The organism is Candidatus Wallbacteria bacterium (assembly GCA_028687545.1).
Lineage (GTDB): Bacteria > Muiribacteriota > JAQTZZ01 > JAQTZZ01 > JAQTZZ01 > JAQTZZ01.
Map to the genome: position 1 here is coordinate 1 of JAQTZZ010000034.1, position 11,667 is coordinate 11,667.

Annotated in this window: 10 protein-coding genes; 6 read left to right on the plus strand and 4 right to left on the minus strand. The window is 49.0% G+C overall.

Annotated elements, in window-relative coordinates; translation table 11 throughout:
* The first annotated feature begins 209 nt into the window (after window positions 1-209).
* The 4 genes from PHW04_13090 (at window position 210) to PHW04_13105 (ending at window position 5,177) form a co-directional block, all read left to right on the plus strand.
* A complete protein-coding gene (locus tag PHW04_13090; protein MDD2716822.1) occupies window positions 210-407 on the plus strand; it encodes a hypothetical protein in 198 nt (65 codons plus the stop codon).
* Between the two features lie 87 nt (window positions 408-494).
* Complete coding sequence (locus PHW04_13095; protein ID MDD2716823.1) at window positions 495-797, plus strand: DUF134 domain-containing protein; 303 nt, start codon at window positions 495-497, stop codon at window positions 795-797.
* Window positions 798-813: 16 nt separating this feature from the next.
* On the plus strand, window positions 814-1,974 hold the full coding sequence (locus tag PHW04_13100) for an efflux RND transporter periplasmic adaptor subunit (GenBank protein ID MDD2716824.1): 1,161 nt from the start codon (window positions 814-816) through the stop codon (window positions 1,972-1,974).
* Complete coding sequence (locus tag PHW04_13105) at window positions 1,971-5,177, plus strand: efflux RND transporter permease subunit (protein MDD2716825.1); 3,207 nt, start codon at window positions 1,971-1,973, stop codon at window positions 5,175-5,177. Before PHW04_13100 ends, PHW04_13105 begins: the two co-directional genes overlap by 4 nt.
* A 42-nt stretch (window positions 5,178-5,219) precedes the next feature.
* On the opposite strand, the gene PHW04_13110 is transcribed toward PHW04_13105, so the two are convergent.
* From PHW04_13110 to PHW04_13120, 3 genes are read right to left on the minus strand one after another with little or no spacing between them, the layout of a single operon-like run.
* Window positions 5,220-7,451, minus strand: coding sequence for a cation:dicarboxylase symporter family transporter (locus PHW04_13110; GenBank protein MDD2716826.1), 2,232 nt, complete (start codon window positions 7,449-7,451; stop codon window positions 5,220-5,222).
* Window positions 7,451-9,643 carry a cation:dicarboxylase symporter family transporter gene (locus tag PHW04_13115; GenBank protein ID MDD2716827.1) on the minus strand — a complete coding sequence of 731 codons (2,193 nt, stop codon included), beginning with the start codon at window positions 9,641-9,643 and terminating at the stop codon, window positions 7,451-7,453. The genes PHW04_13110 and PHW04_13115 overlap by 1 nt, the downstream gene beginning before the upstream one ends.
* 53 nt (window positions 9,644-9,696) lie before the next feature.
* Window positions 9,697-10,257 (minus strand): hypothetical protein, encoded by a 561-nt coding sequence (locus PHW04_13120; protein ID MDD2716828.1) that lies wholly within the window; start codon window positions 10,255-10,257, stop codon window positions 9,697-9,699.
* Window positions 10,258-10,362: 105 nt separating this feature from the next.
* Between PHW04_13120 and PHW04_13125 the strand changes: the two genes are divergently transcribed.
* Together PHW04_13125 and PHW04_13130 are read left to right on the plus strand one after the other, a co-directional pair.
* On the plus strand, window positions 10,363-10,548 hold the full coding sequence (locus PHW04_13125; protein MDD2716829.1) for a hypothetical protein: 186 nt from the start codon (window positions 10,363-10,365) through the stop codon (window positions 10,546-10,548).
* A 16-nt stretch (window positions 10,549-10,564) separates the two neighbouring features.
* The gene (locus PHW04_13130; protein ID MDD2716830.1) at window positions 10,565-11,047 is read left to right on the plus strand and encodes a hypothetical protein; all 483 of its coding nucleotides are present in this window, start codon (window positions 10,565-10,567) and stop codon (window positions 11,045-11,047) included.
* Between the two features lie 38 nt (window positions 11,048-11,085).
* Here the strand turns inward: PHW04_13130 and PHW04_13135 are convergent, their stop codons facing one another.
* On the minus strand, window positions 11,086-11,421 hold the full coding sequence (locus PHW04_13135; protein ID MDD2716831.1) for a hypothetical protein: 336 nt from the start codon (window positions 11,419-11,421) through the stop codon (window positions 11,086-11,088).
* Window positions 11,422-11,667 lie beyond the last annotated feature (246 nt).

Below are 11,667 nucleotides of genomic sequence, written 5' to 3' on the forward strand. Positions count from 1 at the left end.
AGGCTTTTGTCGTTCCGCTCGGACCTCGGAGTCTCCTCCTCGATCTGGAACCAGCTCCCGGGCGCTCCGGCGCTTTCCCGGTCCGGACTTTCACCGGCGGACTGACGCAGTTTGTCAGGACGCACCATATCAGAATTATATACATTTATATTGAAATATCAAATTATGCCTATGATATTTCAATGCACAAAGAATAATATTTAATGTTCGTGAAAAACCGTCTAAGGACTGTGGCGTATGCTTTTATCACCCCGATCTTCTTCATCGTAGAAGGTCTGAGGATTTCTCTGCCAATAATCCTGGCTTCAGGCGGGCTTTTCCTGATCCTGTTTCTGTTGAAGATAGCGGCAAAGTTTCTAGATGTGTGTTTTCTTGCCCGCAAATACCTTCCCGGCAGTGAAATGTAACAGAAGCAATCCGGTCAAAAGTATTATTGACAAGCCTGCATTCATGATTTATTATTAGCATACGCTAATAACATTCGAGGTTTAATCATGTCCCGTCCGGTAAAATGCAGGAAAGTGGAAGAGAATCCAACTGCGATTTATTTCAAACCTCGCGGGATTCCGCTGCAGGATCTGCAGGAAGTGGTATTGACCATCGATGAATTCGAAGCAGTCAGACTGATCGACTTCTGCGGAATGCACCATAATGACGCTGCGGAAAAGATGGGTGTTTCCAGGCAGACGGCAGGAAATATAATTAATTCGGCACATTCAAAGATTGCGGATGTACTGGTGAATGCCAAAGCCCTCAAGATAGAGGGGGGGGCTGTTCAAATCACTAAACCGGAGTAATTTTAAGGAGTGTAAGATGAATCTCAATAAGTACAAATCACCGCATTTTCTGAAAATCAGTATCCCGATCCTGATCATCATCCTGATGCTGGCCTATCAGGGCGGCTGTTTCGTTTTCGGCAAGATCAATCCCGGCCGCATGGAAGAATCTGTTCAGCCTGAGGGTAACTTTACACTGGCTTCTGCCACAAGAATCATGATCGAGCGACATTATGAAGAGCCTGGGATTATCACAACCCGGGTCAAAGCCGAACTCTCACCACAGGTGATGGGAACGATCCGGGAACTTCTTGTTAAACCAGGTGATACGGTAGAAGCCGGCCAGGAACTTGTCAGGATTTCATCCGAACAGATGACTGCCAAGTTGGAAGATATCAAAAAAGCCAGGCAGCAGGCTGAGTCTATGAAAATCCAGGCTGACCAGCAGCTGATCTCTGCCCGCGCCGCCCTGACCCAGGCTGACGCCAACTTCAAGCGGATCAAGGAATTATATGCCCAGAACGCCACTGCCAAGGCGCAGCTTGAGGACGCTGAAACCCGCTTCAAGCAGGCTCAGGCCATGGCAAGTTCAGCTGAGGAAGGTGTACGCATCGCTCAGTCCGGGATCGAGCGGGCCGACAAGTCGGTGCAGGAAACGGGGATCACTTTATCGTACAACACACTCACAGCGCCATTTTCCGGTGTAATTACGCGGAAATATTCGGAGCCCGGAGATCTGGCAGTGCCTGGAAAACCTGTGCTTTCCCTAAACGATACCGGCACTTTGTTGCTGGAAGCTGATGTCAGGGAGTCATTAAAAGATTCCGTATCACTTGGACAGAAACTCTATGTAGAGATTGGAGCAAATTCATATCCCGGCTTAGTCAGTGAAATCGTACCCCAGGTCGATCCTGGTACCAGGACCTTCACGGTCCGCGTCAGCCTGGAACCGATTAAAGGGCTTTTCATCGGCATGTATGGCAAAGTTCTGATCCCGGCTGGACAGATAGAAATAGTCACTGCGCCTGAAGCTTCGGTTAAAAGTTTCGGTCAGCTCGACTCAGTCCTGGTTCATGCAGGCGGCAGTTTCATCAGAAAGTATGTCAAAACCGGTGAATACAGGGAAAACGGCAGGGTGGAAATCCTCTCAGGCTTGTCAGGGGACGAAGAACTTGCCGTTGAGGAGAGCAGGCAATGAATGAGCAAGGCTTAATCACCAGAATCGTTTTCCAGTTTCTCCGTAAAAACATCTCTGTAATCTTTATTGCTGTTTCACTGCTGGCCGGATTTTTCTCAATCCTGTCCACTCCCAGAGAGGAAGATCCTCAGATTGTTGTGCCTTTCGCTGATGTCTTCGTGCAATACCCTGGAGCCTCTGCAGAAGAAGTCGAGAAACTGGTAGGCAATAAGCTGGAAAAGCTGCTCTGGCAGATTGATGGTGTGGAAAATGTATATTCAGTGTCATACAGGGATATGGCGGTTGTAACAGTCCGTTTTTATGTGGGAGAAGACAGGGAGCGGTCGCTGATCAAGCTTTACAACCGGATTCAATCCCATATCGATGAGGTCACACCAGGTATCACAGGCTGGGTAATCAAACCCATCGAGATCGATGACGTGCCGATCATCAATTTTACCCTCTTTTCCAAAAACTATTCTGACTTTGAGCTCAGACGGGCGGCTGAGACCGTTTCAAAGGAGCTTTCTGGAGTTCCTGACACTTCCAGAGTGGAAGTATATGGAGGCAGGAAGCGGGAAATCAGGGTGGAGCTGGATTTCGAAGCCATGGCAGCTAAAAGCATCACGCCGCTCCAGGTCTATCAAGCTCTGCATGCAGCTGACTCTTCGATTACCGCAGGGTCATTTACCAGCAGTAATAAATCCTGTTCCGTGAAGGCAGGACCCTTCTTTGCCGGCGTCTCGGAACTCAGAGACTTTGTGATCGGAGTTTATCAGCAGAAATCTGTGCGGCTTTCCGAGGTAGCTGAAATTCTGGACGGTCCGGAAGAGGTATCTTCGTATACGCGCATCGGATTCGGGCAGGCCGCTTACCTGTTGCATAACAATCTGGCCTTGAAAGGACAGAGCTATCCTGCAGTGACTGTGGCTGTTTCCAAAAAGAAAGGAACAAACGCAGTCGCAGTAGCGCGTAATGTGGAACATAAAATGGAGGAACTGCAGCAGAAGCTGCCATCCGACATGAAATTCCTGGTTACCAGGAATTACGGTGAAACAGCCAACAACAAAGTTAATGAGTTGTTCTCAGGTCTGTTTTTTTCCATGATCGGAGTGGTGGCAGTGATTTTCATCAGCATGGGCTGGCGGGAAGCTATCATCGTAGCTCTGTCGGTTCCCATCACATTCTCGCTTTCACTGTTTGTGAACTTTCTCTTCGGCTATACCATCAACCGGGTCACGCTCTTTGCCCTGATCCTCTCACTGGGCCTTGTGGTAGACGATCCGATCACGAATGTGGACAATATCCAGCGCCATATCGCAATGCGCAAGAAAGACCCCCAAGACGCCACTCTGGATGCAGTCCGGGAAGTGCTGCCGCCTGTGCTGATCGCCACTCTGGCTGTGATGTTTTCATTCCTCCCTTTATTCTTCATCACCGGAATGATGGGGCCATACATGCGGCCAATGGCTGTAAACGTGCCGCTGACCATGTTTTTCTCACTCGTTTCCTCACTGACTTTTACACCCTGGGCAGCCTATCATCTGCTCAAGAATTATTATGCGGGAAAGCCGGCAGGCGCGGGCGAGGAAAAGGGAGTCAACCCTGCAGTGGACCGGCTGTACCGGAGAATTCTGCAGCCGTTTCTGGAATCGAAGCGTTCAAGGCATGCTTTATTCGCAGCGACATTTGTGCTGTTTTTCCTCTCGCTGCTGATGGCCTTCTTCCGGGTGATTCCGCTCAAGATGCTGCCATTCGACAATAAAAGCGAATTCCAGCTGGTGCTGGATGCGCCTGAAGGCACAAGCCTCGAAGGCACAGACGGAGCCTTGCGGCGATTCGAACAATATCTTTCAGGTATCAGCGAAATCACAGCATTCACCACTTATACAGGCACTCCCTCGCCGATGGATTTCAACGGCATGGTGCGGCATTATTATCTGCGGCAGGCTTCCAACCTGGCTGAAATCCGCGTCAATCTCGCTCCCAAAGAATTGCGCAAGCAGCAGAGCCACGAGATTGTGCTGCGGCTGCGTCACGATCTGGAGAAACTGGCATCTGAAACAGGAGTCAATCTGAAGATTGCAGAAATCCCTCCAGGGCCGCCTGTCCTTTCCACCATCGTGGCCGAAGTGTTCGGCGATGCGGATGTGCCTTACTCGAAGCTGGTGGAATATTCCGAAACAGTACGCAAGCGCTTCCTGTCCGAACCGTTTCTGACAGAGGTGGACACATATGCCAAAGCTCCTGCTGAAGAACTGAGATTTACGCTCGACCGTGAAAAGTCGGCGCTGCACGGAGTTTCTGCGGAAGAGGTCAACTCTACTCTGCGTCTGGCTTTGTCAGGGCTGACTCCAGCAGGCATCCACAACGGCAGAGACGAAAATTACCTGCCGATCCGCTGTGTTCTGCCTGAATCGCGACGATCAAGAGAAGAGCTTTTTTCCGACATCCGTGTCAGAGGCACCGGCCAGCCTGTATCGATGGGAGAGCTGGGAAAATTCGAGCGCAGAAAAGCAGATATCCCCATCTATCATAAGGACCTGAAGCGGGTTGTCTTCATAATAGGAGAAATGGCCGGACGCGCTCCTGTGGAAGCGATCATATCGCTGTATGGATATTTCCGCGCCAATCCTCCTCCCAGCGGGATCAGTCTCGGCTGGCGCGGCGAGGGCGAGTGGAAAATCACTGTCGATGCCTTCCGCGATCTGGGCATAGCCTTTTTGGTGGCTCTGATCGCCATCTATTTCCTGCTGGTGCTGGAAACAGGCTCAGCCAAGCTGCCGCTTGTGATCATGCTGGCAATTCCACTCACCATGATTGGCGTAATGCCCGGATTCTACATTCTGAATCTTCTGACCGGAAATGTGATCGGAGGCTATCAGAATCCGGTATTTTTCACAGCCACAGCCATGATCGGAATGATCGCGCTGGGCGGGATTGTGGTGCGTAACGCGGTGGTTCTGATCGAATTCATCGAAGGGTCGCTGAAAGCCGGAATACCTCTCAAGGAAGCCCTGCTGCAGAGCGGAGCAGTGCGCTTCAGGCCTATACTGCTCACAGCAGGAGCAGCGATACTCGGAGCCTGGCCGATCACGCTTGACCCGATCTTTTCCGGCCTGGCCTGGGCTCTGATCTTCGGGCTCTTTGCATCAACATTGTTCACACTGGTGATTGTACCTGCAGTATATTTTACTCTTTTCAAACACGCAACGAACCAGTGAAGTGCTCCGGATGCTTTGTGTCGAAAAAACACCTGGACCTGATCAGGGTGAACTCTTCGCTTTCAACCTGGCGGAGATGACGCCGGTGATGCTGCAGCTCGCCAGCACATCAAGCACTGTTGCGACCGGCTCGATGATCGGCTGCACTGCCATCAGAAAAACGATGGCTACCGATGAAGGCAGGCCGAGAGGCGCCAGCACCAGGCTCAACATCGGTATCTCGCTGACACTGGACGCGCCTGTGCCTGCGAGACCGGAAAGCACCACTCCCAGGATTACGAAAGCCCAGGCATTGTTGTTCCAGAGCGAGACGCCGTAAAGCTGGGCCACAAAGACAGTTCCCAGGGAAAAGAGGATGAAGGTCGAGGGGCGGGAAATCGTAATTCCAAGAGGCATCACGAGCTTCGAAGTCTGCAGATCGATCCCGAGGTTCCGGTCCATTCCTTCAATGGATAAAGGCATGGCTGCATAACTGTTGAATGTGCCAAAAGCCACCACCAGGGATTCTTTCAGGGCGAGAAAAACCTTTACTATCGATATTCTGCATGATCCGGCAAGTGCGATCGCTGAAACAAAGATAAAAATCAGGCTGATTACGTGATAAATCACGATAAATCTGGTCATTGCCATCAGGATTCCGGGACCGATGTTGGAGATCTGCTTTGCCATCAGGCAGAACAGCATTGGCGGCAGAAGATACATGGACCAGTTGATGATCTGGAGAAATGCGTTGAAAAGAGTATCCAGAAAATTGATGATCTGATTGCTGGTCTCGTTGCGGATCAGGCCAAGGGACAGCCCGAAGATGACTGAGAAAAAGAGCACTCCCAGAAAATCTCCCTGGCTTAAGGCCGTAAAAATATTGGCAGGTATCAGGCGCAGCAGAATTTCGGAAGGTTTGGTGATCGAATTCCCGTTGATTGCTTCAGACAGTTCAGTCTTGTGCAGTTCGCTTCCCAGAAGGTCTCTGGAAATGCGGCTGAGTGAGGACCCCACTTTTCCGACTACCCCGCAGAAAATTCCTGAGAGAGTGGCAGTCACGATCACTGTAAGCATCAGGATCAGCAACAGCTTGACGTATCTGCCGGCCTGGTCTGAACGGAAAAGCTTGCCCAGGCTGGCCATGATCGCAGTCAACATGATGGGCAGCGCGCACATCTGCAGCAGTGTAAGATACAGGTCTCCCAGCATTTCGAATTTTCCCAGGCGATGGGGCAGGAAAATACCGAAAAGTATTCCAAGAGTCAAGCCCAGAAAGACAGTCCATGGGCTGAGCAACCAACCAAATTGCTGCAAGGGAGTGATTTTCCTGCCCTTACTCTGAAGGTAATAACCCACTAAAACGATAATGAAAAGCAGCATGGCTGCCAGCAGTCTGTTGTGACTCAGTTTTGAATCCGTTGAAGCCGGTTTGATCAGAACCCCTGAAGCCGACTGGATCCGGCTTTTTCTCCCTGCTATCTTGTCCTTTGCATCAGTAGAATAACGATCCAGCTGAAATTGCAGATCCCGGTTGAGAAACAGATTGAAATCCAGCAGGAAGAGATTGATCCATTCCAGCAGTTTGCTGCAATCCTGTGGTACAACCATGGCAATTCTGTCGAGCCGTTTCGGGAAAGCCACTTTTTTGAATGCCAGGGAAAGCGACGGATCTTCCCTGATGGAATTTTCAATTGCCAGTTCATCGTAAAATGCGGCGGTCAGTTCCCCGCTTCTGGCGGCGCTCAATACCGAGTCCCAATTTTTAAAGCCGGCGATTGAAGCATTGGGGAATTCTTTTTTTACAAATTCCTGGTAAGAAGAATTTTCAAGGAACCCGATTTTAACATCCGGGTTGTTCAGCAATGTGTCCACTGTCTGACCTGGTTTCTGCTCTGCGATCTTCCGCTGATCCAGTAAAACCGCCATCTGCAATATAAAATAAGGCTGGGTGAAAGCGACCTTCTTCGCCCGTTCCAGGGTGATGCTGAGATTTGAAATTCCAAGATCAGCTTTGTGCTCTGCCACCCGGCTGACAACGTCGTCAAAACTCTCTGCAGAATGATCGATCTGCAGTTTCACTCCAAGTGCCAGGGCGATTTCACTGGCAAGGTCAATGTCTATTCCTTTATATTCACCTTTGTCGTCGAGATAGTAAAAAGGCGGAGTTTCCAGCCTGCACATTGAAACCACCAGCATTTTCCGCTCCAGGATCCCTGAGAGATCGGTTTGAGCGTCAGCCTGGCACTGAAAGCAGAGAAAAGACAGCAAAATCAGTCTCAAAAACCATTTCATCAGGTTTTCACCTCCACCTGTTCCGCTACCAGGCTTGTAATGCTGCAATTGGTAATCACATTCAGCACAGTGCGGATCGGGTCAGTGATCGGGTCAACGGCCAGCAGCAGGATCAGGGCAACAGACAGCGGGAGGCCGAGAGGCGTGAAAATAACGGCCAGGGCGGAAATTTCAATGGCACTTGGAGCTCCTGCTGCGGAAAGACCTGCCAGAACTGCACCGAAAAAAATCAGCAGCCAGCGATAATGTTCAAAAATCGGGACTCCGAACAGCTGTGAGATAAAGACAGTGCTCAGAGCAAGATTGATGATCGTGCCCGGCCTGCAGATGGTGATTCCCAATGGCATCACCAGATTGGTGGTCTTGCTCTGCAAATTGAATTTGGAAATCAGGCTGTTGATGGCAAAAGGCATCGCCGCATAACTGCTGAAAGTGCCGAAGGCCACCAGCAGCGATTCTTTGAGAGTGATGAAAGGCTGATAAAAAGGCGCTTTCAGAGTTCTGGACAATATCCATCCCATCCCCAGGATGAAAATGATGCAGATCAGGTAATAAATCGCGACAAAACGGCCCATGGCAAGCATGATGCTCAGCCCGGTGTTTGAGACCTGTTCCGCCATCAGGCAGAACAGGGCAGGAGGCAATACATACATCGACCATTCGATAATCTTTAAAAACGCATGAAAGACTGTTTCCATAGCCTTGAATATATGGTCGCTGGCTTTTTCATTCACAAAGGCGAGTGACACTCCAAACAGGATCGAAAATACCAGCACGCTCAAAACGTCTCCATTGCTTAGTGCGGCAAAGATATTTTCCGGCAGCAGGCGTTTGACAAAACCGTATTTTTCTCCATTTTGATCAGGCTGGTTTCCCTTCTCCAGCTCCCCTTTATGCAGCTTATGCCCGAGAATTATCCGATCCTTTTCACTGAGCATGGTCCCTGGTTTCCCGGCTGCTCCTCCGAACAGGCCGCAGAAGCTGGCAAGGAACAGGAACATCAGCATCAGAAGCAGTAATTTACGCAGCTGTGTGATGGCATCGCTTGACTTGAACAACTGCCCCAGGCTGGACATGATCGCAGTGATCATGATCGGCAGGGCGCACATCTTCAAAAGCGTCAGGTACAGCCCGCCGATAAATGCTATTTTTCCTGTGCTCTCTTTGAAATAATATCCAAAGAAAGCCCCGAGTATCATGGCTGAGAGAACAGTCCAGGGGCTCAACAGCCATCTAAGACAGAAGGCATATCCGCAGCGGCTGTGTTTGTAGCAGGCTAGCGCCGAGGCAATACAGGCCAGCAGGATCAGAATGATCAGGTATGACCTGTCGCTTTCCCTTGGCTCATTCTGGTCGACAGCCTGGCTCACCACACCGGTTTCAGTTATTTTCATCACCTGAATATAATCGTCGAAATGCGACCTCAGGTCCTGCTTGACTGGATTCATTTCCAGAAAATGCCTGACCCATTCCAAGAGCAGCGGTGTCCGCAGAGAAACGGCGATTGCGATCAGATCCAGTTTATCTTTCAGGATCAGAGAACCGAACCTGAGGGATAGTGCTGGATTTTCGCGGATGCTGCGCTCTATCACTGTCTCATCATAAAAAGCCACATCAATCTCCCCTTTGCCTGCCGCTGCAACTGCGCCTTCCCATTCCTGAAAGCTGATGATTTTCGCATTGGGGAATTGTTCCCTGGAAAATTCTTCGTATGAAGAGTTTCCTAAAATCCCGATCCTGGTCTGCGGTGTGTTCAACAAATCCTGCAGGGTCTGGCCGGGCTTCAATTCAGCCATTTTCAGATGATTGATCAGCAGCGCCATATGCAGAGAGAAATACGGCTGTGTGTAATAAACTTTTTTTGCCCGTTCCAGAGTGATCGACAATTCGGAGACAGCGAGATCAGCCTCACCGGAAATCACTTTATCCACCACTGAATCGAAAGAGGGTGACTCGCGATTCAATTCCAGTTTCACACCCAGTTTGTCGGCAATATTCCTGGCTATTTCAATGTCGATTCCCTGAAGATTCCCGGACCTGTCAGTATAAAAAAAAGGCGGCACATCTATTTTATAAAGTGCGATCACGATTTTACCGCGGTCTATGATCCCTTGAATGTCGGGATTGACGAAATCCGCTGCTGCTAAAAGAAAAGCGTAAAAAATAAAAACCAGCAGAAAGTTTCTGAACATCTGCAAATTTTAATGGAAAACTGCTGATACTTCAATCAGAGTCTTGCATTTTTTTACAGGATCTCTGGTGCTTGAGTTCTCTTAGCCATGGTAATGCACCCGACCGGACAGGGGGCGGCGCAGAGTCCGCAGCCAAAGCAGCATTCCCTGTCGATTGCCAGGCGGCCATGATCCAGTTTCCTGGCTCCGAAATAACAGATCTCCACGCACTGCCCGCAATGCAGGCAATTGTCGATTTCAGTGGATTCAATGAAAGCGCCCTTCTGGCACGGCTTATCATTCAAGGTGAAAAAGCGGCAGCAGTCAGGGCAGCAGAAGCAGATGCCTGCCATTTTGCCTTCTACATCTAAACTCCAGCAGGGCCTGGCCACGAGGTGTTTCTCTCTGGCATAAGACACCAGTTCCAGCGCATCCGCAAGTTTTACAGCCCTGCTTTCGCCTTCCGGGAAATCGATCTGCTCTGAAAAGCTGAGACAGACGTCAGGCCTGGAATGGCCGCACTTACCTCTTCCCTTTCTGCAGCTGCAGAGCCCGATCCTGAAATGTTGCTGCGCTTTGATGATCTCTTCAGCTTCGGCATAAGTTGACACGAAATCCGGGATTTTAATATCCATATAATGATGATAGCAGAATTCCTTGGTGAAATGAAAATGGCGGCCTCTGTTTACAGATCTCTCCAAAATTTGCAAAACTCCAGCATTTTTGCAATAATCAGAATCATGGTATACCTGATCAGAATCAAGCCGAGAGCTTACAAAAACTTGAAAAATCTGGTTGCAGAAGATCTGATGGACTTGAGAGATGCCAAAAAGAAAGAAGCCAAAAAGCCCACACTGACTCTGAATCAAGTCAAATCAAAGCTGAAAACAGCAAAGCCAGTCTTAAAAAAACGCAGCTTGCGCTGATCGCGTAAGATTAAACTTGGCTGCTTTGGTGACTATGGAATCTCAAAATCAGAATTCACTTGAAAAAATCGCAGCATCTGTCAGGCTGACGCTGCTTTGTATCACGCTTTCCCTCACACTCATTCTTTACTGGATTCAGGAATGTCTGACTATTCATAAAACTGATCTCGTTGGCATGTGGTGTAACTTAGTTCCATTACCTTCTCAGATTCTTTATAAATTCGGGATTTTCCTTGGCGGCTGGATGATTGTGCTCTTTTTAATCTCGGGGGCAAGCTGCCTGGCAATAGCAGCAGGAACCAGACTCGAACCGTATAAACCCATGGCAGAATGGATTGCCGGGAAGTTTCCGAATATGACTTCCAGGATTGAAAATAAAGCTGAAAATCCGCTGATTTTCTACAATATATGCTGCCTGATCACAATTTCTGTCATAACCTGGTGGATTTCCATGGCAATCTTTCTTCCCTGGTATATCCCGATCGATAAGGCCAACTGACAGGTTTTAAAAAAAAAATTAAAACAAGAAACAATGCTTCAATTCACAGTATTCTCGGCATGCGGACCGATATGAGCACCCATGCCTGTCAGAATTCCATCCAGATATGAAGCAGGCCGGAACAAGTAATATATAGCTATCTGCTCTTTTGGAAAAATCACATACTGCTGCTCATTTTTCTTCCAGGTCTGGATGTTCGAATGCCTGAAGGCAAGATAATTGGAAAAATAAGTAAGGACGATGATCAGCAGAAACACGAACACTGCACTCCTGCGTTTGGCTTTGGAATTAATCCTTCGGGCTTCCAGCAGGCAATGGATGAGGAATAGGACAGCTATGCAGAAGATTGTGACAGTAAGTATGACTTGCGCCATAGGGCAGACCCAGAACCCAATTGGGATAAAAATAATTGCAGTAGCCATCTCAATTTTGAATTTGAATTCATACAAGTGTTTTCCAAAGCCAGCCAGACGTGAGATAATGTCCGGTTTTTGAATTCCAGAAAACTGAGTTCTGGTGACTATCACTGATTTCGCTGCTTTTCTTTTATTGTTAATTTGATACAGAATGGTAACTATGCCCCAAATGGCACCGACAATTGCTGCAACCCCAAAAACAGT

Excerpts from the sequence above, each read along its gene's own strand:
- PHW04_13095 (MDD2716823.1), top strand. The coding sequence starts at position 495 with ATGTCCCGTCCGGTAAAATGCAGGAAAGTGGAAGAGAATCCAACTGCG.
- PHW04_13100 (MDD2716824.1), top strand. The coding sequence starts at position 814 with ATGAATCTCAATAAGTACAAATCACCGCATTTTCTGAAAATCAGTATC.
- PHW04_13105 (MDD2716825.1), top strand. The coding sequence starts at position 1,971 with ATGAATGAGCAAGGCTTAATCACCAGAATCGTTTTCCAGTTTCTCCGT.
- PHW04_13110 (MDD2716826.1), bottom strand. The coding sequence starts at position 7,451 with ATGAAATGGTTTTTGAGACTGATTTTGCTGTCTTTTCTCTGCTTTCAG.
- PHW04_13115 (MDD2716827.1), bottom strand. The coding sequence starts at position 9,643 with ATGTTCAGAAACTTTCTGCTGGTTTTTATTTTTTACGCTTTTCTTTTA.
- PHW04_13120 (MDD2716828.1), bottom strand. The coding sequence starts at position 10,257 with ATGGATATTAAAATCCCGGATTTCGTGTCAACTTATGCCGAAGCTGAA.
- PHW04_13125 (MDD2716829.1), top strand. The coding sequence starts at position 10,363 with ATGGTATACCTGATCAGAATCAAGCCGAGAGCTTACAAAAACTTGAAA.
- PHW04_13135 (MDD2716831.1), bottom strand. The coding sequence starts at position 11,421 with ATGGCGCAAGTCATACTTACTGTCACAATCTTCTGCATAGCTGTCCTA.